Genomic DNA, 26,791 nt, shown 5'->3' with positions numbered 1-26,791 from the left:
CGTCCCCGGGCTCGATGCTCCGCCCGCCGACGATTGTCCCGAGCCATCCGCTGCCGTCGCGGACATCGGAGTCGGGCCACTCCCATCGCCGCCCGACTTAGCACCGCCGCCTGACGGGCCATCGCCACCGCCGTAGTCGCCCAGGTCCGAACTGCCGCCGCTCGTCGAGTGAACCGTCGTCCCCGCGCCGACCGTTCCGGTTCCGGCCGCGACGCCACCCGGCGCACCACCACCTCCACCGGATGCGGAGTCAGCGCCCAGCGAGCCCGCGGGTGCCGAAGGAGCCTGCCCCGCTGCCGAACTCATCGGACCGTTGTACGTCGTCGTCATCAGTGATGACGCACGCTCGAGCGCTGCAGCTGGACCAAAGGCGTTAGCACCCGGGACTATCATCGATGAGTTCAAGATTGCTTCGTTTTGCAGCGCCGTGATTACCGGTTCTTGCGCTTTCGCCGCACCCATCACTGCCGACGCGCTCGATAGCGCACCGGTCGCCGGAGCTGCCGACGCGGCCGTCGACCGAATTGCCGAGAAGAGCCCCTGCGCGGCACTCGCGCTGCTGACTGCTGCCGACCCCTGAAGACCGTCCTGGCCGATCTTCCGCATGCCATCGACGGCGGCATTTGCCTCGTTAATCAACTCCGTCAAAGCCGCGGCGTCTGCCGAAGCCTGGCCCGGCTCCATCGACGCGATCCTGGCGAGCATCGTCTGGAACGCTACGAGCCAGTTCGTCGATCCAGCGCCACTCCCACCGTCACCCACGACTGCGCACCTTTCTTTCGCGTTGAAGGTATTCGCCAACCCGGTATGCAATTCTGCGAATCAGCGGGGAATCTTTCCGATCGTGGCTCGCGTAAAGGCCAGCGCACGCTCACACACGGGTTCAATCGGCCCAGGCGGCCAGGAGAAATCATTCGCTATCGTATACACTCCAGCTTTTCCGGATTGAACATACGTGGCACACAATCCAGAAGCTGCTTTAGAGACAGCAACTTGCCTGCCGTCAATGTATTGATCGGGGAAAAACATGTTGTTGCGATGCTTATTTTTATGCACCTCCAAGGATGCCGAATTGCCGACTGTCTGAGAGATCGCATTGTCGCCGACGAGTAGACGCCAGTCGCACCCTCGTGCAGTCTGACCTGACACTACCGCCGCGTCCTCAGCGCTCTTCGGATCCACACCTAGTCGACGGAGTTGATCGTCACTTAGGGCAGTGCATGGCTCATAAGCTGAGCCATCGTTGCCAGGGTTCCACCGACGATCAAACGAAGTCGTAAACGGCAAGCGCCGTCCTTCATCATCAGTTTGCCTGACACCGGTAGATGACGCGACGATCGGCGTAGACTGCTGAGACTGTTGAACGTCCGCTTCAGTGCAGCCAGCGAGCGCTACTACACCCGAGAGGCTAGCGACCGCCCACATTGTGCGCGCTGCCTTTATCGACTCCAGCCAATTGTTGGCCAGCCATCCGACATTGCTCAGCATACTTCTTACACGCATCAGCATGCTTAAGAACCTGTTCGCGCCACCCACCCCCACCGTGCAGAAATTCCGACAGTTGGAGATAGAGCGCTTCACCCTCACTACACCCATTCCCGAAGTAGTTATTGAACACCACGGTGTCAACCTTGCGCGCAACGTCAGTTAGTTTTTCTGCCGTTTCTTCAGCCGCCGCGGCCCGCGCATTCCACCGCTGAGCATCGCTCACAACCTGCGCATCCCCAGGAGTGCACAACAGCGGATCGCCCCACTGCGGCATTGCTTTGATCTCAGGCGTCATCGCCGCACCGCCCTTCGACTGACCTCACCGATACCGGCTGCCATGAGTCCCTCCCCTGCCGACTGCTGCATCTAGTGAACACGAGCACCAGGGCCCGTGCAATTGCCCGTACGGTCGAAGCTCTGCTCAATCAAGCAAGCGATTCGACGTGACGCTCCGGGCCTACCGTCATCCGACGTACCGTCCCACGATGTCGGCGATTACGCCCGTCCCACGCAACGCGACAACCCCCTCATAAGCCGCCTCGCGGAGGCGGTCGCGTGCAGCTACCGACGATCCGGCTACGGGATCGGCGCCGAGGACGTGCGCCACACAGTTCAGGGCACGGGCTTGGAAAAACACTCGGTCGCGGGCGTCGAGTTCACCACGGCGCCCGGCCGCGAAGGCCCGCTGTTCATATTGTGTGAGCAGTGCCGTGACCTGTAGCCGCATCGTCACTGAAACGGAGTCACGTTCACGAAACTCGTCAAGTGCGGCCGACAGTTCGGGACTGTCCTCCAGGTCGGCCGTCGACAGGACGGCGATCGCCAGGAAGTAGAGGCAACCGGACAGATCGGCGTCGGGTACGCGTTCGACGAGTTCGGCGACACCACCGCCGACGCGGTTGATGCGTGCCGACATCAGCAGGCGCCGTTCACGAGTGGTCACCGAGTGGCATGTCGCCCCACGTCCCGTCGGCGCCGTACACCTCGCGTGGCGCAAACAGTTCTGCACCGATGTCGGACAGCATGGCAGCGATCTCGGGTGTGGTGGGTGTCGCGACCGCCACCGCCTGCGTCGACAACCCGAGCGCGGTCAGATGGTCGGTCACCGCCAGTTCCGGGGGCCGACCGTTACCGGCCATCGATTCGTAGTCGGCCAGTGAAACCCCTTGACGTTCATAGGGATACGGATCGCTCGTCCCGATGACCACCGATCGCGTGCCGTCCTGGGCGACACCCAGACCGACTGCCATCCGAACCGATCCGGCGACCGATGCGGGCAGGGCGGCCTGGAGTTGCGCGGCCCTGCGTTGCAGCCAATCGACATCGGCGTCGCTCAGCGCGGATACGCCATCGGACGAAGGCGACGGCGACAACGCGTGCGCCATGACGCCGGCACCGGCAAGGGCACCCATCGCCGCGAAGGGCATCATGCCGCTGGTCGCGGCGGCGGGCGGATTCGTATCGTCGCGATCCCGAGTGGATCGCCCTGCCTCATCGGTGTAGTCCTCACCGGCCGCGGTCAGCGCGAGCCTGCCTGCCGCGGCGGCGTGCACACGGGCGGAGTTGTCGCCGATCGACGCCAGAACCTCGGCGCGCAGCCGGTCACGATTCGCGATGGCGGCAATCACCGCCATCTCGTTGTGGGCGCGGGTCGTCGCGTCGGCGTAAAGCTCGAGCGCGCCGGCAGCAGCCTCCAGACGGCCGGACAATTGGCCCAGGTCGCCACCTGATAGACCGGTCAGTTGCGCACGCGAGCGATCGATCACGTCGGCGAATGCACCCTCACCGGCGGGCACCGCCTGATGCGCTCGGTCCACATCGAAAGCCAATTCAGTTGCCCTCACCGATAATTCGCGGCAGCGTGCGGCTTCGGCCCGTAGCCCCGAAACGTCTGCGGTGGGCCATATTCCGGGAACGAGCTCTTCCGCGTACGCCCTGACATCAGGAGGCACGGCGACCAGAGCCTCCACGGCAGCATCCTCGGAACCCATCAGGACGGACCCAGGCGGAGAGCGGAATCCGCGTCGGCGGAGCCGATATCGCGAAGACCACGGTCGATGCGGGCACGATGCTCGTTGACCGCTGCGGCTGCGTGGTCGGCAGCAGCGGTGACGTCGTCGATCCGACCGAAGAACCCGGCGCGGAACACCTGGGCGGCACCATCGACTCCGATGACCGAGTCGATCCCGCTCGACAGCGTCGACACATCTGTGGTCAGTGCGGCCACGGCGTCATCGACCGACGCCAGACGTGTGGAAAGCTCGGTGAGCGCTCCGAGGTGAGCCTGAATCTGCGGGTGCCCGGCCGTGGTGTCAGCCATCATGCCTCCCCCTCGTCCGGTCGAACATCGGCATATCCTGGCGACAGTTGGACGGTCTCGGTGAAGATCTCGTTCCGCTTGTCCTGCAACCGCTGGTCGGCTTCAGCGACCAATTCGGTGATGGCCGCGGACAATTGGTCCGCCCGATAGCGCCTCATGGCCAAAGGGTCGACAGTCAGCTCGGTCAGTAGTCCGCGAGCATCCACGGCGACGGAGATGAGCTTGTCGCGACTCACCGCATGCGCGGTGACCCGATTCAGCGCCTCACCGAATCTCGCCAGTTCTGCGCTCTGCCGGCCCAACTCCTCCAGCATGTCCGACCATCGATCCGACACGTCCCCTCCTCCCGGTGCTCAGATCCTATCCGGGACGGCACACGACATCCCGCGGAACCGTTCTCGTGTACGCCTATCGGACAAGTTCCGGCAGCCATCACCTCTCCATTCGACTCACCCCCGTATCCCATATGAATGGTTGTCAGTCGTGGACTCTTGACTGGCCGTATCGCCGTTGGTTTGCTGACCTCACGGACCTCCTCCTGCGGATCATCGACAAGCTCGACGAGAAGAGGATGATCACCAAACATGCTGCAGTGCACCATCGTCTGAGCTTGCAAGTCTTAGAGAGCACGGCACACATCACGCTGGTGCCGTGAGATTTCGGAGGTAGTCGTGGGCGACGTTTTCGTAGTAGCAGAAGTCGGTACCATTCACGAGGTCGGAGCCAAGATCGCGGTGCACGCCGAGCTGATCCGGTCGATTTCCGCGTCACCCGGATTCGATTCATGTGCCACCGCCATGCCCTCGTCGGCCATCGGCGCCGCCTGCCACGGCAAAGATGTCGTCCTCGACGTGATACTGGAACGGGCGCCCGGCCGACTCGAAGAAGTCGCCGCGTCGTGCCACCAGGCAGGCAACGAAGTGATCCGCACCGAAGAATCGCTGGCGAGCGGATTCCGCGCAATCGGGACCTTCTGATGACGCGGCCGTCTCGCGCAACAGTCACGCGATGGGATCTCTCCAGTCTCTATGCGCAGGCCAACGCGCTCGAGCAAGCAGTCAGTGCTCTCACCAAGTCGACGAGCGTCGCAGCCCGCGCACCGGCAGATGCAGGGGGCTCGGGAGCGTGGCAGGGCGAGTCGCAACGGGCGTGCGAGGATCGCACTCGATCCGATCACACCGAGATCAACAAGATCGGTCACGACATCGATCACGCCGGCGCGATTCTCCGCAATACGGCGAACGCCCTCGCGCCCAACCGATCCACGTCGCTGGCCAGAGCATTGGGCCTGGAAACCGATGGCTATGCCGTCGGTGATGACTGGCACGTCACCGATACGCGCGATTACCGCTCTCAGCTGGCCGGAATCGAGGCCGGGAGCGCCGCCGAGGCGGCAGTCAACGCAGAGCGGGTGGCCCGGCAGAACGAGGCGGCCAACGCAACAATTTCCCTCCAGGCCCTGGCAGACCAGATGGGCGAGGACGAACGCGCAGGTGCAGCGGCACTCACTGGAGCCCTCAGCTCCGCGTCAGCCAACGCTCCGGAGTCAAGCGGCTAGTCGTCGAGTCAAGCAGTACGCGATGCAGCCGATATCGCCACGGGACCGCGACAGCGGCACAGATGACCCGTTTCAAGAACGCCACGCATCTCACGGATGCACAACGACAAGAACTGCTGGCCGGAAAAGACGTGGTTATCCCCAAGGGCCAGTTCGACTACCTCAAAGGCTTTTACGACGAGATGGGCCGCCGCGGCCTTGACGGTATGCGGGAATTCGGTGGTCACGATCAGTCCTTGAAACGCGCGCTCGCGGACGGGATCACCACACTCGGGAACCCACACGTCCGCACGGACCAAACCGTTGAACCCGGCGTCCTGTCGCCAACGCTCACCGCCGGCGGCCAGACACCCGCCATCTTTCGGGGTGGCGGACTCGGCGAATTACCGACATCGATTCGCGACCCCCTCGAACAATCGGCAGTCCGGTCGGGCACCGGCGCCGAGGGCGTCCGGCAGGGCGATGCACGCGGTGCGATACCGAACTCCTATCGGACCGATTTGCCCACATTCGCCAAGCTCAATTCGATGATGGACATCCTGGAGCCCGGCGATCGCGGTCAGCGGTTAGGGAGTGATGTCAATCGAGCGCTGATAGCCCGGGCGAGCGAGATCGCAAGCGGCGAACACCAGCGAGGACTCGCTGGTATCACCGGACAGTACGATCATCACCACCGCGATGTCGAAGGTCTCATGAACCGTATGCTCGATGTCGCCGAAGACGATCACATCGCCGTTCGCGATGCAACCATCACCGGCCGTCACGGTGGTCCGGAAGTGGCAAGCGCGATGCCCGACGTCTACGACGCTGCCGGCAACCGCCACACATACGATGCCTCGGCCGCGATGAAGAGCCTCATGACTTTCGACTGGACCGACGACAAGAACGGCACCAACAATCACGGTATTCATAATCTGTTCGATTGGATGTCGAACGCTGAGGCGCCGCCGGGCAGCACACCCGGCCAGCTTGCCGACAGCACTCGTGCGGGAGAGGTCGCCAGCGAGATGGCTCGCATCATGTCCATGAACAAGGACGAACTGGTCGACATCGGAGGCACCACGACATCTCTGGGTGCGCTGAATCCTGAACTAGCACAGACTCTTGCGAAAGCAATGTCTCCGTATACCGCCGAACTCGCGGGAGCACCGGACCACATCTTCCCTACCAATGGAGTGAGCATGCTGGAGAACGGCAGTCAGCTTAAGGACCTCTTCCAGGTTCTCGACTCCGACCCCACTGCGGGCCGCATCATGAACACCATGGCCGGAGCACAGACAGCGCGGTTGGAGGAGATCTTCGGCAGCGATCCCTCCGCCACCGACCTCGGCCGTTACGTCGGGCGTATTCATGGCGCTATGACTGCCGGGCTGGAAGCACAAATCGCCGAGGACCTGAACGATCGCCAGTACGCCGCCGCAGCGGATTACGAGAAGAATGGTGCCCTCTTCGACTCGGCGAAGTCTGCCGTTGCCGCAATACCGGGACTCGGCCCCGCAGCACGCGCCATGCTGGAAATGGTGACGCCGGGAACGAAACTCGACATCACCGGGCTCCCTCCGGACCCGTCAAGCATCGACACTCCTACAGAGATGACCAATCTCCAACGAGATTTGCAGGTCAGTATGGCCCCAGGCTCGCATCTCATGAACATGCTTGAGGGATATGTGGCGAGACACGGCGCTACCCTGCTATCTGATCCCGATTTTCGAGCCATTTTCCGCGACGACGCCCTTCAATCACCCGAGTTTGAAAAGGATGTTCGGTCTGGCGAAGTACCAGTGGGAGCTATTCCAAAACAAGCGATCATGTACTTACAGAAAGCGCTCGGATCGTATGACAACGACTTTATGAACCTCTATATGCTAGAGAACAAAGATACGTCCGAAGCCGCCAAAGGCCAGGATCGACGATGGCGAGACTAACACTGGCCGCTGCGGCGTGCTTATTTTCGCTTTATGCCTGCACTCCTCATGCCGTCCATCCGCCTGCGCCGACGCACGATGACAAGGCGACCGCCCCGGTTCCGGACTATCAAACGTCATATACATGGATACCTAACCAAGTTCTGGACTTAAACAGCACAGAAGGAACAGAAATACGACACGGGCTATTATCTGCGAGTACACCCGACAGGCATTGAATCGGCGCTCCAACCCATCGGAAAAGTGGACATCAGTCGGTATTCGCACCTCACATCACATCATTGAGTACACCCGAGCAGGCTCTCCGCCCCCGACGAACATGACCGGACCACACCGTGCGCCGTCGCGTTCCCCGTTCGGGTACTGGTACGCGAACGACTACAGGTGGATCTCCATGGGCGAACCCGAGGACATCTCATACATCAAGGAGTGCGTTGCGAAACGCCCGAAGGAAGTTCCCAACGGCTGGACCGGTGACATCACCGGCCCCACACCAGCATTCACTCCGGTGCCATCCAGTCCCGGATGGCCCTAGCGGCAGTCCTTCAGCGGGCGTCCGGTTCATCGGGGAGCAGGTCGGGTCGACGTTCCGCCGTTCGGATCAGCGATTGTTCGTGCCGCCACGCGGCCACCTTACCGTGATCGCCGGACAGCAGGACGGGTGGTACCGCGAGGTCACGCCACACTTCGGGTCGCGTGTAGCTGGGGCCTTCCAGCAGCCCGTCGGAGAATGAATCCTCTTGGTGGGAGCGAGGATTCCCTAACACGCCGGGCAGCAGCCGGACGGTCGCCTCGACCATCGCCATCGTCGCTACTTCCCCACCGATCAGCACGAAGTCGCCGAGTGATACCTCCTCGACGCGCACACGACGGGCCGCGTCATCGAAGACCCGCTGGTCGATGCCCTCATAGCGCCCGCATGCGAACACCAGATGTGATTCGGCACTCCACCTGTGCGCGGTCTCCTGCGTGAAGGGCACACCCGCGGGTGTGGGCACCACCAGCAGCGCGTCGTCCGGGCACACCTCATCGAGGCACGGTCCCCAGACATCCGGCTTCATCACCATGCCGGGGCCACCGCCATACGGCGAATCGTCGACGCTGCGGTGCACATCGTGCGTCCAGTCACGCAGGTCGTGGACGTCGACACTGATTCGCCCGGCGTCGATTGCCTTGCCCAGCAAGGCAACCCGCAACGGCTCCAGGTATTCGGGGAAGATCGAGACGACGTCGATGCGCATGGTCACTCCGTCGCGGCCGGTCATTCGGCGACGTCGAGCAAGCCGTCGGGCGGGTCGATGACGATGCCGTCGGCCGCGACGGTCGGGACGATCTGGGTCACGAACGGCACCAGGATTTCCCGGCCGTCGGGTGCGCGCACGGCGAGCACCTCGCCGCCGGGCAGATGCAGCACCGACTCGACCGACCCGACCTCACGGCCGTCCACGGTCGTCACCGAAAGCCCTTCGAGCTCATGGTCATAGAACTCGTCGGGGTCGGAACCGGAATCGACATCGGCGCTGTCGATGAGAAAGAGAGTGCCGCGCAGGGCGTCCGCCGCGTCGCGGCTGGCGACGTCGGCCAGCGACAGCAACAGCCGCCCGGAGTGATTCCGGGCGGCTGTCACCGTGAAATTCTTTTCGCCGCCACCCTTCGGCAGCTTGCCGCGCAGGACAGTGCCTTTCGCGAAACGCGCGTCCGGGTCGTCGGTGCGGACATCGACGACCAGTTCACCGCGGATGCCGTGGGACTTCACCACACGGCCGACCACGAGATCCATGGCGGCAGCGACTCAGCGGTCGGTGTCGACGATGTCCACGCGCATGCCACGGCCACCGATGCCGGTGACCAGGGTGCGCAGGGCCGTCGCGGTGCGTCCGTTACGTCCGATGACCTTGCCCAGGTCCTCGGGATTCACATGCACCTCGACGAGCCGGCCACGACGACCGGTGATCATCTCGACACGCACGTCGTCGGGGTTGGCGACGATCCCGCGGACGAGATGCTCGACCGCGTCGGCGACGACTGCGCTCACGCGTCCGCCTTGGCGGAGTCGTCGTCACCGGCAGGCTTCTCGGCCTTCTCGGCGTCGGCAGCAGGCGCCTCTGCCTCGGCGGCCTCGTCCTTCTTGGCTGCCTTCTTCTTCGGCGTGGTGGCAGCGGCCGCGGGTTCGCTGTCGGCGGCGGCCAGCGCGGCGTTGAACAGGTCCAGCTTCGACGGCTTGGGCTCCGCGGTCTTCAGGGTGCCCTCGGCGCCCGGCAGGCCCTTGAACTTCTGCCAGTCTCCGGTGATCTTCAGGATGGCGGCGACGGGCTCGGTCGGCTGTGCGCCGACGCCCAGCCAGTACTGCGCGCGATCGGAATCAACCTCGATGAAGCTGGGGTCTTCCTTCGGGTGATACTTGCCGATGGTCTCGATGACCCGGCCGTTGCGGCGGGTGCGCGAGTCGGCGACGACGATGCGGTACTGCGGGTTGCGGATCTTGCCGAGCCGCGTGAGCTTGATCTTGACAGCCATTTTCTATGTCCTTGAGGTGGTCACGGCGCAATTCAGCGGCCCACCCGGAATGGTGGACCCGGTTTTGCGATCTGTTTCGGTGTGACCGTCGGCCGGTACGTGACCGGTTCCGACGAACCGACGTGCCATTCTGCCAGATCGGCGGGTGTGGAGCCAAAACCGGTGACGAGACCTGGACGGTGATCGCGGCGCCGGGTCTCGATACGCGTCGGACTCGCTGCGCTCGCTCGTCGCTACTCGACCATCGACTATGGCGTAGGTTTCCACGCGTGGCTCGTCGCTACTCGACCATCGAGTGTGGCGTCGCTATTCGACCGCACGGAGGTCCGGTTCGGCATGCGGTTGCCACCCCGCGAAGGCAACCACACACCGAGTGTCCGACCTTGAGAACAACTGTCCGGCCCTCGCACACGCCGGCCTCGCGATCACCCGCATAATCAGGATCATCGCGGCCCGCCGACGTCATCGAACCCTGTGCAACGCGGATGCCACTTTACCAGTGGGTAAGTTCCGGTGACAGGTATTGCGTGCTTCGACAGCGAATGTTCACGCGATGGCAATGCCCGAGCAGATCACCGCACGGGGACGCCGCAGTGCCGAGAGGTCGCGCCCGGGATCGCTGTCGAGGACGAGGAAGTCCGCTCGTGCACCGTCACCGAGCCCGTCCGCACCGAGCCAGTCGCGTGGGGCGACACTCGCCGCGTACACGGCGTCACGGGCACCGAAGCCCACGGCGGCCATCGCATCGATCTCGTCGACGATCCGGCCGTGCTCGACGAATCCGCCGGCATCGGTCCCCGCGAACATCGCGACACCGGCTTCCCGCGCGGCCGCGAACACCGCGGGCGCCGAACCGTGCAGCGCACGCATATGCGACTGGTAGGTCGGGAAACGGTCGGCGCCGTCGGCGATCCCGAGGAAGTTCTCGACCTGAATCAGTGTGGGCACCAAGGCAATCGACCGTTCGACCATGCGGTCGAGCAGGTCCGGGGTGAGGCCGGTGCCGTGTTCGATGCAATCCACTCCCGCATCGATGAGGTCGGGCAGCGCGTCCTCGCCGAACACGTGGGCGGTGATGCGTGCCCCGGCGGCATGGGCCGCGGCGACCGCGTCATCGAGCTGGGTCCGCGTCCACAGGGGTGCGAGATCGCCGGCATCGCGATCGATCCAGTCACCGACGAGCTTCACCCAGCCGTCACCGGCCTCCGCCTGCCGGGTGACCTCGGCGGCCAGCTGATCGGGATCGTCGAGATCGACGCCGTAGTCGCGCATATATCGCTTGGGGCGGGCGATGTGCTTGCCGGATCGGATGAACCGCGGCGACCGGGCGTCGTCGTCGAGTGGATGGGTGTCCAGCGGCGACCCGACCTCACGGATCAGGAGTGTGCCCGCCCGCGCATCGGCATGGGCGGCCTCGCGGGCCTGTTCAATGGTGACGCCGAGGCCCGGCGCGATTCCGACATGGTTGTGCGCGTCGACCAGCCCCGGAATGATCCAGCCGTCATCGACGACCGTGACAGCCCCGGCTACCGGCTCGCGTGAGATGCGCTCACCGACGACCCACAGATCAATCCGGTTGTCGGTGAAGGGATCGCGGCCACCGTAGTGCCGGACCTGCGCGTCACCCGGCTCTCGCTGGTCGTCGCCGGACATCGGTTACTTCTTCTTCGGCTGCTGGAACTGCGAGATGTCGATGCCCTCGAGACCGGGGGGCAGCTCGTCGAGGCCCGCAGGCATATTCGACAGGTCCGGGAATCCCGCAGGCATACCCGGCATGCCCGGCATCCCCATTCCGGCGCGCGCTGCCTTGGGCGGCGTCGGTCCGCGCCCCTTGCCCTTCTTGCCCTTGCCCTTCTTGCGGTTGTTCTTGCGTCCGCCGCCGCCCATACCCATGCGGCCGGACATGTGGGCCATCATCTTCCGGGCCTCGAAGAACCGGTCGACCAGCTGATTGACCTCGCTCACCGCCACACCGGAACCGTTGGCGATCCGCAGACGACGCGAGGCGTTGATGATCTTGGGGTTGTCACGTTCGGCGGGTGTCATGCCTCGGATGATGGCCTGCACCCGGTCGAGTTGTTTGTCGTCGACCTGCGACAGCGCATCCTTCATCTGACCGGCGCCGGGCAGCATGCCGAGGATGTTGCCGATGGGCCCCATCTTGCGGATCATCAGCATCTGCTCGAGGAAGTCCTCCAGCGTCAGCTCACCCTGGGTGATCTTCTGCGCGGCAGCCTCGGCCTGCTTCTCGTCCCAGTGCTGCTCGGCCTGCTCGATGAGCGAGAGCACGTCGCCCATGCCGAGGATGCGGCTGGCCATCCGGTCCGGGTGGAAGACGTCGAAATCTTCGAGTTTCTCGCCCGACGACGCGAACATGATCGGTCGGCCGGTGACCTCACGGACCGACAATGCGGCACCGCCGCGGGCGTCGCCGTCGAGTTTGGTGAGCACCACGCCGGTGAAGTCGACACCGTCGGCGAAGGCCTCCGCCGTGGTCACGGCGTCCTGACCGATCATGGCGTCGACCACGAACAGGACCTCGTCCGGCTGGGTGGCATCGCGGATGTCGGAGGCCTGACGCATCAGTTCCTCATCGATGCCCAGGCGACCCGCGGTATCGATGATGACGACGTCGTAATGCTGATCGACGGCCTCGCTGACACCGGCGCGGGCCACGTCGACCGGATCGCCGGCGGTCACCCCGAGCGCACCCTCGCCACCGATGCTGGTGCCCGGATGCGGCGCGAAGACCTTGACACCCGCCCGCTCACCGACGATCTGCAGCTGCGACACCGCACCGGGACGCTGGAGGTCGCACGCCACCAACATGGGCGTGTGTCCCTGTCCCTTGAGCCAGTGCGCCAGCTTGCCCGCCAGGGTCGTCTTACCCGCACCCTGGAGACCGGCGAGCATGATGACCGTCGGCGGCTTCTTGGCGTAGGTGATCCGGCGGGTCTCACCGCCGAGAATGCCGACGAGTTCGTCGTTGACGATCTTGACGACCTGCTGTGCCGGGTTCAGCGCGCCGGAGACCTCGGCGCCCTTGGCGCGCTCCTTGATCTTGGCGATGAAGCCGCGCACGACGGGCAGCGACACGTCGGCCTCGAGGAGAGCCAGCCGGATCTCGCGCGCGGTGCGGTCGATGTCGGCATCGGTGAGTCGGCCCTTGCCGCGCAGGTCCTTGAGCGCACCGGCCAACCGATCGGAAAGCGAATCGAACATTCCCCCAGTCTTCCATGTCGTCGCCGCGTACCTGTACCGCACCGGTCGCTGTCACGGCGGGAGGCACCGATGCGGACTCGGCCCGTCAGCTGATCGGCACCCCCGACCGACCGGAGCCGGTGCTCCCGCCGTCCTGGTCGATGGCATCGGTACGGGGTGGTTCGGGCGGACACACGGCCAGCACCGCGTCGGCCAGGCTCGCGCGATCCAGACTCGCCGGCAAAACCAACCCAACGGTGTCGACCACGGTGTTGCCGAGCGTGTTCACTGTCGCCCAGCGCACCTGTCCCCCGTGGTGTTCGATCACCGCCGTCACCCTGCTGAGCAGTCCGACCCGGTCGTCGGCGCGCAGTTCCATGAGGGTCTCGTCTCCGCTGACCGACCAGATCACCCGCGGGGGCGCGACCGCGAACAAGGCGGGCACCGCCGACCGTGGCCGGCCCGAGGCGTCCAGTGCGGATTCGAGTGGGTTGCCCGTCGATGGTGAGTTCCCGACCATCGGATCGACCGAGGCAGCGGTCGGGATCGAGGCGCCCGATTCGCGTGCGTCCAGCCGGGCGATGACGTCCATCGTGCCGTCGGTCGCGGCCATCAACTGCTGGCGCATGAGGCTTTCCTGCGGCGGTGGCCCGAAGGCCGGAGAGACCATGAAGGTGTTGATGGCGTTTTCCGCATGCGATTGCACGACAGCCGAATTCACGCGCAAGCCGTTCAGGGCCAGCACGCCGGCCATCCGGGAGAGGACGCCCGGTTCGTCCGGGGCGACCATCGTGACGCGGAAGGTGTGTGGCCCGTCGGTCGGCGCGAGCCCCACCGAATAGGCTCCGTTCTCGGCGAGTGCGATCTCGTCGGCCGCCAGCGGTCCTGGCCTCACCGATGTCTGTACTCGGGCCGCCTGCTCCTCGGACGTCCCGTCCATCACCAGACGGCACGCACGGACCAGCTCATTGATGAGCGACGCCTTCCACTCACCCCACACGCCGGGGCCGGTGGCGAGTGAATCCGCTTCGGCGAGCGCGGCCAACAACTCGAGCAGCACCCGGTTTCCACCGAGAACCGCCACCACGTGCTCCGCGGTGGCCGGATCGGCGAGGTCACGCCGGGTGGCGATTTTCGGGAGCAGAAGGTGATGCCGAACCATCTCCGAGAGCACGGTGACATCCTGCGGCCACAAGCCGAGCCGGTTGCCGATCTGGATGGCCAATTCGGCACCGACGATGCTGTGGTCGGTCCCCCGCCCCTTGCCGAGGTCGTGCATGAGCGCACCGAGGAGCAGCAGATCGGGCCGGGACACCCGGGTGGTCAGCGAACCGGCGACGGCCACCGTCTCCACCAGGTGCCGATCCACCGTCCAGGTGTGCACGGCATCGCGCGGCGGAAGATCCCGTACCGCACCCCATTCGGGAATCAGCCTGCCCCACAGTCCTGTCCGGTCCAGGGCCTCGATGGGATCGACGATGTGATGTCCGGACCCCAGAAGGACGAGAAGCTCACCGAGCGCCTCGGCGGGCCACGGTTCACGCAGCTCGGGTGCATAGTCGGCCAGTCTGCCCAGCGTCGACGCACTGATCGGCAGTCCGGTGCGGGCCGAGGCCGCTGCCACCCGCAGGATGAGACCGGGGTCTTTACTCGGAATCGCATTGCGCGCCAACACGATCTCACCGTCGTGGGCCACTACTCCCTCATCGAGCGGCCTGCGGACCGGTGAGCGACGCAGCTTGGCCAGTCCCCTGCGCGGGATGGCGTTGCCCGCCGTCCGGAGACCGACGTCGATCGCATACGAGATGGTCCGCGCCGAATCACTGATGACGCGAGCCAGGTCAAACCGGTCTCCGATGTGCAGCGCCGCCCCGATCTCGTCGGCGTCCTGCGCACGAACCTGCTCACGAGGCCGGCCCGCGATGCGGTGGAGTTCGGTCCGGACGTCGAGTAGCCGCTGATACGCCTGATGGGGACCGGCCCCGGGGGAATCGGCGCGCAGCCCGGCCGTGCCGTCGGTGAGATGCGCGATCGCGAGCGCACCGAGCAACTGCACGTCACGCAGACCGCCACGGCCGTTCTTCAGATCCGGCTCGGCACGATGCGCGATGTCACCGCCCCGACGCCACCGGTCACGCGCGTTCGCCAGAACCTCGGGGAAGCGCGTGCGCACGTCGGTCCGCCACTGCTGGCGGACGCCACCGATGAGAAGTTTCGACAGATCCTCGTCCCCGGCGATATGCCTGGCCTCGAGCAACCCGAGCGCCGCAGTGACGTCCTCACCGGCCACCTGGAGGGCTTGCGGCACCGTTCGCACACTGTGGTCGAGCGGAATGTTGGCGTCCCACAGCGGGTACCACAGACCGTCGGCGATCCCGGCGATCTTCTCGGGTGCCCGATCATCGTGCAGCAGAATGAGATCGAGGTCGGAGAACGGCAGCAGCTCGCCACGTCCAAGCCCGCCGACCGCGACGATCGCGAATCCGCTGTGCGGGCCGATGCCGAGCTCGTTCGCCTTGTTCGTCAGCCAGAACTCATGCAGGTCCACCAGCACCTGGCGCAGGCCGGCGGCATCGAGCTTGGCAGATCGCCCTCGAGTCAGCAGCTGCTTGCGGGCAGCCGCCAGATCACTTGCTGCGGTATGGCTCTCGATGTGGCCCGCCGGGCCGTTGACCGAAGGGGGAATGTTCGCGGAAGAACGCGGCCCCGCTCCCGAATGATCGGGTGCGGGGCCGGGTCCTGGATTCTGAAAGGGCACGGGCCGCTACAGCGCGTCGGCGCCACGCTCACCGGTGCGGACGCGAACCACCGACTCCACCGGCGACACCCACACCTTCCCGTCACCGATCTTGCCGGTGCGGGCGGCCTCGACGATCACATCGACGACCTTGTCCACGGCCCCGTCATCGACGACGACCTCGACACGCACCTTCGGCACGAAATCGACCGAGTACTCGGCGCCGCGGTACACCTCGGTGTGACCCTTCTGGCGGCCGTAGCCCTGGACCTCACTGACGGTCATGCCGAGGATGCCCGCCTGCTCGAGTCCGGCCTTCACGTCCTCGAGCGTGAACGGCTTCACAATTGCGGTGATCAGCTTCATCGGTTATCCCTCTCCACAGGATTGAGCGTAGTTGTCGGTCTGCGGGGATTCACGCCATCTCATATGCCGTCTCCGCGTGCTCGGCCTCATCGATGCCGTTGTGCTCGTCCTCGTCGCTGACGCGCCAGCCCAGCGGCTTGAGCACCAGGACGATCAGTGCGGTCAGCACACCGGTGAAGGCCAGGGCGAACAGTGCGATCACGAGCTGCACGACGAACTGCTTGTAGTCGTGTCCGTAGAACAGGCCGCTCTCCTCGGCGAGGAGACCGATGGCCACAGTGCCCCACAGGCCCGACACCAGGTGCACGCCGACGACGTCGAGCGAATCGTCATAGCCGAAGCGGTTCTTCAGACCGATCGCCAGCGCCGAGAGCACACCGGCCACGATACCGAGGATGATCGAGCCGACCGGGGTGAGCGCCCCACAGGCCGGGGTGATCGCGACGAGACCGGCGACGATACCCGAGGCCGCGCCGACGCTCGTGGGATGACGGTCGCGGACCCATTCCACGCCGAGCCAGCCGATCATCGCGGCCGCGGTGGCGACGGTGGTGTTCACCCAGACCTTGCCCGCGGTCATGTCGGCGGCGAGTTCGGAGCCGACGTTGAAGCCGAACCAGCCGAACCACAGAAGCGCGGCGCCCAGCATCACGAACGGGATGTTGTGCGGACGGTACGGAGTGCGTCCGAAGCCCAGCCGCTTGCCCACCAGGACCGCCAGCACCAGGCCGGCCATACCGGCGTTGATGTGCACCACGGTGCCACCCGCGAAGTCGATCGGCGCCACCTTCGCGGCTCCGTCCTCGGTGCCGAACATCCACGCGGCGAAGCCCTTTTCGGCACCCGACATCAGTCCGCCGCCCCAGACCATGTGGGAGAGCGGGAAGTAGACGATGGTCGCCCAGAGCACGGAGAAGACCAGCCAGGTCGAGAACTTCACGCGTTCGGCCACCGCACCCGAGATGAGCGCGACAGTGAGGACCGCGAAGGTCAGCTGGAAGGCGAGGAAGACCACCGCGGGCACACCGGTGTCGACACCGGTCCACATCACGTACTTGGTGGCGTCGCCGTCGCCGGCGGTTTCCATCAACTGGTTGGAGCCGAACAGCTCGAACGGGTTGGAGAAGAGACCGGCGATGTCGTCCTTCCCGGTCACCGTGTTGCCGAAGGACATCGAGAAGCCCCACAGCACGTACACGACGCTGACCGTCGCCAGCGAGCCGAAGGACATCATCATCATGTTCAGGACGGATTTGCCGCGCGAGAGTCCGCCGTAGAAGAACGCCAGGGCCGGAGTCATCAGCAACACGAGTGATGCGCTGATGAGGACCCAGGCGGTATTACCCGCGTCGACCGATCCGAAGACCTCGGATGGCAGTGCCGAAACCACTGTTGAAACCTCCTCGAATGCGCCGACCTCTCAGCGCCTGGAGAAACTTTCGCGGCCTGCGGTTTCGGCAGTGGTGCGCAAGCGTTTCAGGCATGTGAACCGATGACGGGTTTGTATTTCCGGTTCGTAACGCGCCTGTTCGTCGGGAGGAACGCGGCAGGTGATCTCGATACATCGACTCGCTGCGCTCGCCGATTACTCGATCAGCGGGAGGCCCGACCAAACCGCTGATCGAGTAGCACGAGGCGCCAGCCGAGGGCGTATCGAGATCCGCGCCGTCAGAGCAGCGCGTCGACGAACGCTTCCGGCTCGAAGGGCGCGAGGTCGTCGGCACCTTCGCCGAGGCCGACCAGCTTGACCGGAACGCCGAGCTGTTCCTGGACGTTGAAGACGATGCCGCCCTTGGCGGTGCCGTCGAGCTTGGTCAGCACGACGCCGGTGATGTCGACGACCTCGGCGAAGACCTTCGCCTGCATGAGCCCGTTCTGGCCGACGGTTGCGTCGAGGACCAGGAGCACCTCGTCGACGGGCGCCTTCTTCTCGACGACCCGCTTCACCTTGCCCAGCTCGTCCATGAGCCCGGTCTTGGTGTGCAGTCGTCCGGCGGTGTCGACCATGACGACGTCGACGCCGTTGTCCACGCCCGCGACGACGGCGTCGAAGGCCACCGACGCCGGATCGGCCTGTTCCTTGCCACGCACCACGTCGGCGCCCACGCGCTCACCCCAGGTTTGCAGCTGGTCGGCGGCAGCGGCCCGGAAGGTGTCGGCGGCTCCGAGCAGCACGCGGCGACCGTCGGCCACCAGAACGCGGGCCAGCTTGCCGGTGGTGGTGGTCTTGCCGGTGCCGTTCACGCCGACGACCAGGATCACCGCGGGGCGATCACCGTGCGGCAGTGCCTTCACGGATCGGTCGAGTTCCGGATGCAACTGCTCGATGAGCACGCGGCGCAGCAGTGCCCGCGCGTCGTCGGCGGAGCGCACGCTGTTGGTCGCCAATTCCTCGCGCAGGCGGTCGACCACAGCCGTGGTCGTCGCGGTGCCGAGATCGGCCATCAGCAGGGTGTCCTCGATCTCCTCCCAGCTGTCCTCGTCGAGGTCGCCTGCCCCCAGCAGTCCGAGAACGCTCTTACCGATGGCGCCCTGGGACCGCGACAACCGGCCGCGCAGACGTCCGAGACGTCCGGCGGTCGGGGCGATCTCGTCGAGGACCGGTGCGGATTCGGCTGCCGGAGCCTCGGATTCGACGACCGGTTCGGGGGTCGGCTCCTCGGCGGGCTTCTCGATCGGCGTCTCGACCGGGGGCGCCGCCTGTTCCGGCGTCTGGGCCCCGGGAATGTCCAGACCGACACCGTCCGGTGCCGGGGACACCGGCTCGGGCCCCTTCGGACCCGGAGCCTCGGGTGCCGGCGCCTCCGGTTCCTGTCCCTCATCGGTCGAGGGCTCGGTCGTCGGTGCGGACGCGGTGGCGTCGCGACGGATCTCCTCGCGCGGTCGCGACGGCGGCTCGGCCGTCGCGACCGATCCGCCCTGGCTGAAGGTGAAGCCGGAACCCGCCTGGTAGCCACCGGACTTCTCGACCTGCGGCGTCGTACCGTCGATCGGCTTCTGCTGATCACCGGACAGGGAGATCCGGCGGCGGCGCGACAACACGATGCCGATCGCCAGCAGAGCGACGAGGACGACCACCGCGACGACGATCCCGATGATGATTCCGGTGTTCACTGACGATGCCCCTGTCGTTGTTGCGTGCTGAATGACGTGCCGGATTCGTCCGTCAACGGGATCCGTGCTCTTGAACCATGATTACCAGGCACGTGGTTTCCGGGAGGTCACCCGGCGTCCGTCTCCGCGCTGACCGGTATGTCGACGCCCCGGAGGCGCTGTGAGATGACGGTGGTGATGCCGTCGCCGCGCATGCTCACGCCGTAGAGCGCGTCGGCCACCTGCATGGTCGGTTTCTGGTGCGTGATGACGATCAACTGCGAACGTTCCCGCAGTTGCTCGAAGAGCGCGATGAGCCGGCGCAGGTTCGTGTCGTCGAGCGCGGCCTCGACCTCGTCCATGACATAGAACGGGGACGGCCGTGCACGGAAGATCGCGACCAGCATCGCGACCGCGGTCAGTGACTTCTCCCCGCCCGACAGCAGCGACAACCTCTTCACCTTCTTGCCCGGCGGCCGCGCCTCCACCTCTATGCCGGTGGTCAGCATGTCGTTCGGGTCGGTCAGCACCAGTCGTCCCTCGCCGCCGGGGAACAGCGTCTCGAAGACCTGCGTGAACTCGCGCTCGACGTCGGCGTACGCCTCGGTGAAGACCTGCAGAATCCGCGCGTCGACCTCCTCGACGACGGCCAGCAGATCGCGGCGGGCCGCCTTGACGTCCTCCAACTGCGCGGACAGGAAGTTGTATCGCTCCTCCAGCGCCGCGAACTCCTCGAGGGCGAGCGGGTTCACCTTGCCGAGGGTGTTGAGGTCCTTCTGTGCCTTCTTGGCGCGCGACTCCTGGGTCGCCCGGTCATACGGCACCGGAGCCGGCGCCACCACACTCTCGCCACGTTCCTTGGCCTGCTCGTACTCGCTGACCTCCAGCGCCGACGGCGGCATCGGCACGTCGGGACCGTACTCGGCGATCAGGTCGTCGGGTGCGATGGCGAACGACTCCAGGATCTGTTCCTCGAGTTGCTCGATGCGCAGGGCGGATTGGGCGCGCGCGACCTCGTCGCGGTGCACCGCGTCGCGCAGCATGTTGAGCCGGTTGGTGAGCTCGGCCGAACGGGTGCGCAGATCGTCGAGGCCCGCGCTGCGTTCCACACGCACCTGTTCGAGTTCGTCGCGGCCGGCCTGCGCGGCCTGCACGGCGACGGCCAGGCGTTCGGAGACCTTCGCGCCCGCGGTCGCCACGGCCGTCGCGACCGATGCGGCATGCCGGCGTGCGCGATCCTGCTCTTCGGCGCGTACGCGCGCGTCGCGCTCCCGCTGGGCGGCGCGGCGCAGCGAGTCGGCCTTGCCACGCACCGACGCCAGCCGTTCCTCCGCGGTGCGCAGCGACAGGCGCGCCTCCATCTCGGTGGCGCGTGCGGCGGCGACGGCCTCGGCGGCCGCGCTCCTGGTCAGATCGTCCCCGGTGGCGGCGGGTTCGGTGTCCGTCTCGTCCTTCGCGTACCGCAGGCGTTCCTCGAGTTCACGGAGTTTCTCAAGCATCTCGGCGCGGCCCTCTTCGGCCTTGTCCCGCTGTCGGGCAAGCCGGCCGGATTCGGCCTCCGCCGCCCGGATCTCCTGCCCGAGTCGTGCCATCTGTTCGTAGGTTCCGCCCACGCTGGCATCCGACTCGTGAAGCGCGGCCAACGCCTCCTCGGCCACCTCTCGCCTGTCCACCTGATCGCTCAGTGCACCGTCGAGGGCAGCCGCCGTTTCCTCGGCTTTCCGTTGCGCGGCAGCCAGTTCCGTTGTCGCGGTGTCGATCGCCGACTGCACCTCAAGCGTGGAAGGCCGCCGCGACGATCCGCCTTCGACCGACGCCGGGCCGATCCGGTCACCGTCGAGCGTCACCGTGGACACACCGTGGGCTCGTGCCAGTTCCAGTCCAAGCTGCGCGGAGTCGACGACGACGGTGTTCGCCAGCACGACGTCGACCGCGCCACGAACGGAATCGGGGCATTCGACGACCGTCGACGCCCAGCGGGCACCGTCCGGCAGGGCGATGCCGGGGCGTGCCGCGGCACCGGTGGGCAGGCCTCCGAGGATCAGGGCGGCCCGACCACCGTCACCCGACTTGAGCGCATCGAGCGCGCGGACCGCGGCCAGACCGTCGACGGTGACGATCGCGTCGACGGCAGGGCCCAGCGCGCCGGCGATCGCGGTCTCGAAGCCGTCGGCGACCGTCAGCAATTCGGACATCGGGGCGAGCAGGCCGTCGGGCGCGTGGTCCATGAGCCACGCACCGCCGTCGTTGCGCTCGAGGCTCACCGACAGCGCCTCGATGCGTGCGGTGAGCGATGCGATGCGCTGCTCGGCCTCGCGCTGCCCGGCCTGCAGGGAGGCCACCCGCTCGTTCGACTGATTGAGAGCGGTCACCGACCGCTCGTGATGTTCGTCGAGGCCCTGTTCGGCGGCTTCGTATTCGCCAAGGGTCTTCGCGGTCGCATCCTGACGCGCCTGCGCCTCCTCGGCCCGCTGGGTCGCGGCGGCGATGGCCGCGGTCAGACGCGCCGCCTCGGCGTCGACGGACTCGGACTTCGTGCGCAGATTGTCGACCTGACCTTCGAGACGCGCCAAGCCCTCGCGGCGATCGGCCACGGCCCGTACCGCGGCCATATGTGCCTGTTCGGCCGCGGCCGCCTCGGATTCGCAGCGCGTCAGTTCGCCCTTCGCCGCCTCCAGGTATTCGGCGGCGACGTCGACGGCCTCGGCCAGCTCGGCCTCGGTCAGGGCGGCTTCCTCGGCCTGCCGATCGAGCACCTCGGGATCGAGCCCGGACGTCTGCGTGGTGGCCTCGGACAGATACCGTCCGCGCTCGGAGGCGACGCGGCAGGTGGCGTCGACCCGCTCGGCCAGTGCCGACAGCTTGAACCAGGTCTGTCCCGCCGCGGCCGCCGCCGGTGTGACCTCGGCCAGCAGTCGTTCGTGTTCGTCGAGTTCGGTCGTCACCTGGTCGAGGCTCGCGGTGACCTCGTCCTGCTGGCCGCGCACCTCGTCCTCGACGGCGGTGTGCTCGGCCATTTCCGTGCGCCGGGTGACCAGATCGTCGGCGGCCAGGCGCAGTCGTGCATCGCGAAGATCGGCCTGGATGGTCTGGGCGCGTCGCGCGACTTCGGCCTGACGGCCCAGCGGTTTGAGTTGTCGGCGCAGCTCGCCGGTCAGGTCGGTGAGGCGAGCAAGATTCGCCTGCATCGAGTCGAGCTTGCGGACGGCCTTCTCTTTGCGCTTGCGATGTTTGAGGACACCCGCCGCCTCCTCGATGAAGGCGCGCCGGTCCTCGGGGCGGGATTCCAGGATCGCGGCCAGCCGACCCTGACCGACGATGACGTGCATCTCACGGCCGATGCCGGAGTCACTCAGCAGTTCCTGGACATCCATCAGGCGACAGGAGTTGCCGTTGATCTCGTATTCGCCTGCCCCGTCGCGGAACATCCGGCGCGTGACCGACACCTCGGAGTATTCGATGGGGAGCGCGCCGTCGGAGTTGTCAATGGTCAGCGTGACCTCGGCGCGGCCCAGGGGCGGGCGGCCGGACGTGCCGGCGAAGATGACGTCCTCCATCTTGCCGCCGCGCAGCGCCTTCGCTCCCTGCTCACCCATGACCCAGGTCAGCGCGTCGACGACATTCGACTTACCCGAGCCGTTGGGGCCGACCACACAGGTGATCCCCGGCTCGAATCGCAGAGTCGTCGACGACGCGAAGGACTTGAAGCCCTTCAGGGTCAACGATTTGAGGTGCACGACGGTACAGAATACTCACCGTGGTGGCGGGATCGGCGCATACCGGCTCCGGTTACGCCGTCCGGTCACCCGCTTGACCGTGCAGCTAACGTTCGATGAACCCGGTCAGACCGCCGCGCGCCGGATCGATCCGCTCGACGACCAGGTCGACACGTCCGGGGGTGTCGCCGGAACGTAGGGCGGCCAGTAGGGAGTCGGTGGCCGCCGGCGACCCCTCGGCCACGACGAGGACTCGGCCGTCGGACAGGTTCGTCGCCGAGCCGACCAGTCCCAGCTCCAAGGCACGTGACCGCGTCCACCACCGGAATCCGACACCCTGCACGTGACCGTGGACGTGCGCGGTCAGCCGGACGTCGTCGTTCCCGGACATCTCGTCACTCCTTCTCGATGCGGAGATCTACCTCGGTGCCCGCCTTCAGCGTGCGACCGACGGTGCACACCGCATCGATGGCCCGCTGCACGACGATCAGCAGACGCTCCTGAGCGGCCTCGTCGAGCTCCGACAGATCGAGTTCCAGGACCTCGGACAGCCGCGGGTACACCTCGTTCTCGCGATCGGCCTCACCGCTGACGCGGATCGTCGCGTCGTACTCATCCCCCAGCCGGCGCGACAGCGGGCGATCCGACGACATCCCGGTGCACGCCGCGAGCGCGATCTTCATCAACTCACCCGGCGTGAAAACCCCTGGGACATCCTGCGATCCGACGAGGACTTCGGCACCACGGGAACTGTGCCCGGTGTATCGGCGGGTACCTGTCCGCTCCACCCAGAGTTCGGTGTGGGCGGTGGCTTCTGGGGTCGTCACGGTGAAACTCACTCTCCATCAGGTCGTCGGGCAGCGTGGAACCTATAAGCCCGCTGCACCAGGAATTGTTCCCGATGCTCGGCACGTCGCCACCCGAGCACCCCTCGGGCCTGCTGGTACGTCACGCGCTACACGACTCCGGTCAAGTACACCGAATGATCATTCGAACTCTACTTCTGCAGCGACTCCGCTGCCCGCGCACGTCTCCGCAGATGACGTGCCTCGGCGTCGTTGGTCGCGGCATCCGCGGCATGAAGGAATAGCGTCCGTGCTTCGTCGCTCCGCCCGGTGCGCGCCAGGAGGTCGGCTCGGACCGCCATGTCGTACCGGTCCGTCGACTCGGGGTCGGCCTCGGCCAGTGCGGCTTCGGGACCGTCGACGTGCGACACCGCGACGAGCCGGGCGGTGCGGACCGCGGACGTGGGCACCATCGGTGCCAGCATGTCGTACAGCGCGACGATCTGCCGCCAGTCGGTGCCCGCGGCCGTCTCGGCGTCGCAGTGCACCGCCTGGATGGCCGCCTGCAGCTGATATGGGCCCGGCCGGTTCACGGCGAGACATTCCTGTACCAGCGCATGGCCTTCGGCGATCATGGCGCGATCCCACGCCCGGCGATCCTGCTCGGGCAGGGGAATGAGATCGCCGTCCGGACCGATACGCGCAGGGCGGCGCGCCTGCAGGAGAAGCAGCAGCGCCAGAAGACCTTTCGCCTCGACGGAACCTCGGGAATGAGCGACGACCAGACGGGCCAGGCGGACACCTTCCTGACTGAGGTCGACCCGACTGAGCGGTCCGGAGGTCGTCACGTAGCCCTCGTTGTAGATCGCATAGACGACGGCGAGTACGACACCCAACCGGTCCCCTATCGCACCGGGATCCGGCAATCCGATGCGTGCATCCTTGATCTTCCGCTTCGCCCGGGACAGGCGCTGCGCAATGGTCGACTCCGCCGCACCGAACGCTCGCGCTATTTCCTCCGCGGTCAGTCCGCCGACGAACCGGAGCGTCAGCGCCACTTGCGTTTCCGGCGAGAGACTCGGGTGTGCGCACAGGAGGATCATGCGGAGCTCATCGTCGTCATCGCTCTGCCGCACAAGAGGATCCGGGGCCAGCTGAGGCGCGAACCGCTCCTCGGTCTGCGACCGGCGAATGCGATCGATCGCCCGGTTGCGGGCGGTGGTGACGATCCACGCCTGCGGATTCGGCGGAACCCCCTGTGCCGGCCAGTTTTCCGCTGCCGCCGTGAAAGCGTCCTGCACCGCGTCCTCCGCCGCCGCCAGATCGCCCAGGGTCCGCATCAGAATGGCGACGGTCCGGCCGTACTCCGAACGAAATGCCCGGAGTACGGCTGCCTGCGCATCGTCCGTCGCCGACACTCAGGCCCCGAAGGTCGGTGCAGGACGGACCTCGATCGTGAGCCCGGTTGCCTCGGACACCTTGCCCGCCCAGCCGATCGCCGCATCCAGGTCCGTCACGTCGATCACGGTCACGCCGCCGACGTACTCCTTGAGTTCCGCGAACGGTCCGTCGGCCAGCGTCACGTCGCCGCCCTGACTGGAGACGACGGTCGCCGACGAGGGATCGGCCAGGGGCATCGCGAACACCCACACGCCCGCGGAACGCATCTCCTGTGTCACCGCGGTGACCTTCGCGATCACCTGCTCAAGCTGCGCGGGCTCGAGTGTCCGGCCGGCCGGGGTGATGTTGCTGAGCATGTACTGAGTCATGGCGTTCTCCTTCGTCGTGGCCCGGCCTGAGTGCCGCGCTCACCACCTACACGTGTGGAGTCCCCGATATTCGACATCCTTCCGGAGATTTCTTTCGCCGGGTATCGAGTCGAGAACAACGTCCTCCGTGACAGGGCCAACACGATGAGTGCCACGACGGTAAGAGCAAATGCAACCCACACCGGCGCCAGGTCTCCGGCGCCTGTCGCCAGACCAAGCGCACCGAGCACGGGGCCTCCCGCCGCCCCGAGATTGAGCGCGGCGGTGGCGTAGGAGCCCGACATCGTCGGAGCGTCGGCGGCCGCGTACAACACCTGTGCGACCAGAGTGCCCCCGACACCGAACGCCAGAATTCCCTGAACGAAGACCACGATCAGGAGCAGTACAGGTTGCCACGCCACTACCGCGAACAGGATCCATCCCGCCACGAGCAGCGGGCCGCCGATGGCAAGTACGAGCCCCGGCCGGGCATCAGAGAGACGGCCTGCCGCTGTAACACCCGCGAATGCCCCGGCCCCGAACACGACAAGCGTGACGGGGACCCACACCTCCCCCAATCCGGCGACGTCGGTGATCACCGGCGCCAAGAAGGTGAAGGCCGCAAAGGTTCCTCCGTTAACCAGCGATCCGAGAATCATTGCGATGATCAGACGGCGCGACCGCAGCTGATCGAGTTCGGCGCGCAGCCTCGGCGCCTCGGCGGCAGCCTCCGACCGTGTGCGACTCTCTGTGACGCCGCAGAGGATTGCGACAGCCGCAGGATCACATAACAGTGCGACGACCCAGAACGTGGCGCGCCATCCTGCCGCGGTACCGAGCAACGCTCCTGCGGGCACACCCGCAATCATGGCAATCGTCGTGCCGGACAACAAGATAGAGAGAGCGCGCACCTTTTGGTCGGCTGGCACAAGGCTTGTCGCCACGGCCAGACCGACGGCGAGAAAACCGGCATTGGCGAAAGCACTGAGCACGCGGACGGCGAGGAGTACTGCGAAGTCCGGTGTCAATGCTGCGATTCCATGACAGGCAGCGAACAAGATCACGAAACCACCGAGCGCTGCCCGCGACGGCAGCCTGCGAGCGTACGCGGCCATCAGCGGAGCGCCGACGACCATCCCGATTGCGAATGCAGAGGTCAGCAGGCCGGCTGTGCCGACGGTGACGTCGAGATCGGCGGCGATTTCGGGCAGCAGACCCGCAAGCATGAACTCCGAGGTACCCATGATGAATACCGCAAGAGCAAGGGCGTACAGAGCGAAAGGCATTGAATACTCCGAGGTGAGTGGTCAGAAGATGGCTCTTCCGGTCACCACGGC

General features: G+C 66.1%; 24 protein-coding genes and 1 pseudogene. 3 read left to right on the top strand and 22 right to left on the bottom strand.

From position 1 onward, the window contains the following. Positions 1–822 precede the first annotated feature (822 nt). From AC4JJG_RS08235 to AC4JJG_RS08210, 6 genes are all read right to left on the bottom strand, one after another. On the bottom strand, positions 823–1,425 hold the full coding sequence (locus tag AC4JJG_RS08235; protein WP_495405763.1) for a DUF3558 domain-containing protein: 603 nt from the start codon (positions 1,423–1,425) through the stop codon (positions 823–825). Then, positions 1,409–1,783, bottom strand: a complete 375-nt coding sequence (locus AC4JJG_RS08230; RefSeq protein WP_495401040.1) for a hypothetical protein — start codon at positions 1,781–1,783, stop codon at positions 1,409–1,411. The genes AC4JJG_RS08235 and AC4JJG_RS08230 overlap by 17 nt, the downstream gene beginning before the upstream one ends. A gap of 168 nt (positions 1,784–1,951) precedes the next feature. Further along, positions 1,952–2,431 carry a hypothetical protein gene (locus tag AC4JJG_RS08225; RefSeq protein ID WP_495400949.1) on the bottom strand — a complete coding sequence of 160 codons (480 nt, stop codon included), beginning with the start codon at positions 2,429–2,431 and terminating at the stop codon, positions 1,952–1,954. Beyond that, positions 2,418–3,305 (bottom strand): hypothetical protein, encoded by an 888-nt coding sequence (locus tag AC4JJG_RS08220; protein ID WP_495400950.1) that lies wholly within the window; start codon positions 3,303–3,305, stop codon positions 2,418–2,420. The genes AC4JJG_RS08225 and AC4JJG_RS08220 overlap by 14 nt, the downstream gene beginning before the upstream one ends. Before the next feature lie 173 nt (positions 3,306–3,478). Then, positions 3,479–3,808 (bottom strand): hypothetical protein, encoded by a 330-nt coding sequence (locus AC4JJG_RS08215; protein ID WP_495400951.1) that lies wholly within the window; start codon positions 3,806–3,808, stop codon positions 3,479–3,481. Continuing rightward, complete coding sequence (locus AC4JJG_RS08210) at positions 3,808–4,143, bottom strand: YbaB/EbfC family nucleoid-associated protein (RefSeq protein ID WP_495400952.1); 336 nt, start codon at positions 4,141–4,143, stop codon at positions 3,808–3,810. Before AC4JJG_RS08210 ends, AC4JJG_RS08215 begins: the two co-directional genes overlap by 1 nt. Before the next feature lie 336 nt (positions 4,144–4,479). Between AC4JJG_RS08210 and AC4JJG_RS08205 the strand changes: the two genes are divergently transcribed. From AC4JJG_RS08205 to AC4JJG_RS08195, 3 genes are all read left to right on the top strand, one after another. Then, complete coding sequence (locus tag AC4JJG_RS08205) at positions 4,480–4,785, top strand: hypothetical protein (RefSeq protein ID WP_495400953.1); 306 nt, start codon at positions 4,480–4,482, stop codon at positions 4,783–4,785. Beyond that, the gene (locus AC4JJG_RS08200; RefSeq protein WP_495400954.1) at positions 4,785–5,366 is read left to right on the top strand and encodes a hypothetical protein; all 582 of its coding nucleotides are present in this window, start codon (positions 4,785–4,787) and stop codon (positions 5,364–5,366) included. Before AC4JJG_RS08205 ends, AC4JJG_RS08200 begins: the two co-directional genes overlap by 1 nt. A gap of 62 nt (positions 5,367–5,428) precedes the next feature. Next, positions 5,429–7,291 carry a TPR repeat domain-containing protein gene (locus tag AC4JJG_RS08195; protein ID WP_495400955.1) on the top strand — a complete coding sequence of 621 codons (1,863 nt, stop codon included), beginning with the start codon at positions 5,429–5,431 and terminating at the stop codon, positions 7,289–7,291. Positions 7,292–7,836: 545 nt separating this feature from the next. Here AC4JJG_RS08195 and trmD read toward each other — a convergent pair. The 16 genes and pseudogenes from trmD to AC4JJG_RS08115 form a co-directional block, all read right to left on the bottom strand. Next, entirely contained in the window at positions 7,837–8,532 is a 696-nt protein-coding gene (trmD, locus tag AC4JJG_RS08190) for a tRNA (guanosine(37)-N1)-methyltransferase TrmD (RefSeq protein WP_495400956.1), read from the bottom strand. Positions 8,533–8,552: 20 nt separating this feature from the next. Further along, positions 8,553–9,071, bottom strand: a complete 519-nt coding sequence (gene rimM, locus AC4JJG_RS08185) for a ribosome maturation factor RimM (RefSeq protein ID WP_495400957.1) — start codon at positions 9,069–9,071, stop codon at positions 8,553–8,555. Positions 9,072–9,083: 12 nt separating this feature from the next. Beyond that, positions 9,084–9,326: an RNA-binding protein gene (locus AC4JJG_RS08180; protein ID WP_495400958.1), complete on the bottom strand. Its 243-nt coding sequence runs from the start codon at positions 9,324–9,326 to the stop codon at positions 9,084–9,086. After that, entirely contained in the window at positions 9,323–9,808 is a 486-nt protein-coding gene (rpsP, locus tag AC4JJG_RS08175) for a 30S ribosomal protein S16 (RefSeq protein WP_495400959.1), read from the bottom strand. Before rpsP ends, AC4JJG_RS08180 begins: the two co-directional genes overlap by 4 nt. Before the next feature lie 546 nt (positions 9,809–10,354). Next, entirely contained in the window at positions 10,355–11,461 is a 1,107-nt protein-coding gene (locus AC4JJG_RS08170; RefSeq protein WP_495400960.1) for an amidohydrolase family protein, read from the bottom strand. A gap of 3 nt (positions 11,462–11,464) precedes the next feature. Further along, entirely contained in the window at positions 11,465–13,030 is a 1,566-nt protein-coding gene (gene ffh / locus AC4JJG_RS08165) for a signal recognition particle protein (RefSeq protein ID WP_495400961.1), read from the bottom strand. An 85-nt stretch (positions 13,031–13,115) separates the two neighbouring features. Beyond that, positions 13,116–15,767 carry a [protein-PII] uridylyltransferase gene (locus AC4JJG_RS08160; protein ID WP_495400962.1) on the bottom strand — a complete coding sequence of 884 codons (2,652 nt, stop codon included), beginning with the start codon at positions 15,765–15,767 and terminating at the stop codon, positions 13,116–13,118. 6 nt (positions 15,768–15,773) lie between these two features. Next, complete coding sequence (locus AC4JJG_RS08155; protein WP_495400963.1) at positions 15,774–16,112, bottom strand: P-II family nitrogen regulator; 339 nt, start codon at positions 16,110–16,112, stop codon at positions 15,774–15,776. Between the two features lie 49 nt (positions 16,113–16,161). Continuing rightward, positions 16,162–17,502: an ammonium transporter gene (locus AC4JJG_RS08150; protein ID WP_495400964.1), complete on the bottom strand. Its 1,341-nt coding sequence runs from the start codon at positions 17,500–17,502 to the stop codon at positions 16,162–16,164. A gap of 278 nt (positions 17,503–17,780) precedes the next feature. Next, a complete protein-coding gene (gene ftsY / locus AC4JJG_RS08145) occupies positions 17,781–19,226 on the bottom strand; it encodes a signal recognition particle-docking protein FtsY (protein ID WP_495400965.1) in 1,446 nt (481 codons plus the stop codon). Between the two features lie 107 nt (positions 19,227–19,333). Further along, positions 19,334–22,942, bottom strand: a complete 3,609-nt coding sequence (gene smc / locus AC4JJG_RS08140) for a chromosome segregation protein SMC (protein WP_495400966.1) — start codon at positions 22,940–22,942, stop codon at positions 19,334–19,336. Positions 22,943–23,027: 85 nt separating this feature from the next. Further along, positions 23,028–23,312: an acylphosphatase gene (locus tag AC4JJG_RS08135; protein WP_495400967.1), complete on the bottom strand. Its 285-nt coding sequence runs from the start codon at positions 23,310–23,312 to the stop codon at positions 23,028–23,030. A 4-nt stretch (positions 23,313–23,316) separates the two neighbouring features. After that, positions 23,317–23,748: an OsmC family protein gene (locus tag AC4JJG_RS08130; RefSeq protein ID WP_495400968.1), complete on the bottom strand. Its 432-nt coding sequence runs from the start codon at positions 23,746–23,748 to the stop codon at positions 23,317–23,319. Positions 23,749–23,918: 170 nt separating this feature from the next. Continuing rightward, complete coding sequence (locus AC4JJG_RS08125; protein WP_495400969.1) at positions 23,919–25,124, bottom strand: RNA polymerase sigma factor; 1,206 nt, start codon at positions 25,122–25,124, stop codon at positions 23,919–23,921. Beyond that, positions 25,125–25,475: a YciI family protein gene (locus AC4JJG_RS08120; protein WP_495400970.1), complete on the bottom strand. Its 351-nt coding sequence runs from the start codon at positions 25,473–25,475 to the stop codon at positions 25,125–25,127. Positions 25,476–25,582: 107 nt separating this feature from the next. Next, positions 25,583–26,740: pseudogene (locus AC4JJG_RS08115) on the bottom strand (Cmx/CmrA family chloramphenicol efflux MFS transporter); the annotation flags it as partial. Positions 26,741–26,791 lie beyond the last annotated feature (51 nt).

It is taken from the genome of Gordonia sp. B8661-1 (genome assembly GCF_059427765.1).
The sequence above is the reverse complement of the archived record's forward strand: the minus strand, read 5'-3'. Positions and strand labels throughout refer to the sequence as shown.

Coding starts and splice junctions, on each gene's coding strand:
- AC4JJG_RS08235 (WP_495405763.1), bottom strand. CDS start 1,425: ATGTGGGCGGTCGCTAGCCTCTCGGGTGTAGTAGCGCTCGCTGGCTGC.
- AC4JJG_RS08230 (WP_495401040.1), bottom strand. CDS start 1,783: ATGACGCCTGAGATCAAAGCAATGCCGCAGTGGGGCGATCCGCTGTTG.
- AC4JJG_RS08215 (WP_495400951.1), bottom strand. CDS start 3,808: ATGGCTGACACCACGGCCGGGCACCCGCAGATTCAGGCTCACCTCGGA.
- AC4JJG_RS08200 (WP_495400954.1), top strand. CDS start 4,785: ATGACGCGGCCGTCTCGCGCAACAGTCACGCGATGGGATCTCTCCAGT.
- AC4JJG_RS08195 (WP_495400955.1), top strand. CDS start 5,429: ATGACCCGTTTCAAGAACGCCACGCATCTCACGGATGCACAACGACAA.
- trmD (WP_495400956.1), bottom strand. CDS start 8,532: ATGCGCATCGACGTCGTCTCGATCTTCCCCGAATACCTGGAGCCGTTG.
- rimM (WP_495400957.1), bottom strand. CDS start 9,071: ATGGATCTCGTGGTCGGCCGTGTGGTGAAGTCCCACGGCATCCGCGGT.
- rpsP (WP_495400959.1), bottom strand. CDS start 9,808: ATGGCTGTCAAGATCAAGCTCACGCGGCTCGGCAAGATCCGCAACCCG.
- AC4JJG_RS08170 (WP_495400960.1), bottom strand. CDS start 11,461: ATGTCCGGCGACGACCAGCGAGAGCCGGGTGACGCGCAGGTCCGGCAC.
- ffh (WP_495400961.1), bottom strand. CDS start 13,030: ATGTTCGATTCGCTTTCCGATCGGTTGGCCGGTGCGCTCAAGGACCTG.
- AC4JJG_RS08155 (WP_495400963.1), bottom strand. CDS start 16,112: ATGAAGCTGATCACCGCAATTGTGAAGCCGTTCACGCTCGAGGACGTG.
- AC4JJG_RS08135 (WP_495400967.1), bottom strand. CDS start 23,312: ATGTCCGGGAACGACGACGTCCGGCTGACCGCGCACGTCCACGGTCAC.
- AC4JJG_RS08120 (WP_495400970.1), bottom strand. CDS start 25,475: ATGACTCAGTACATGCTCAGCAACATCACCCCGGCCGGCCGGACACTC.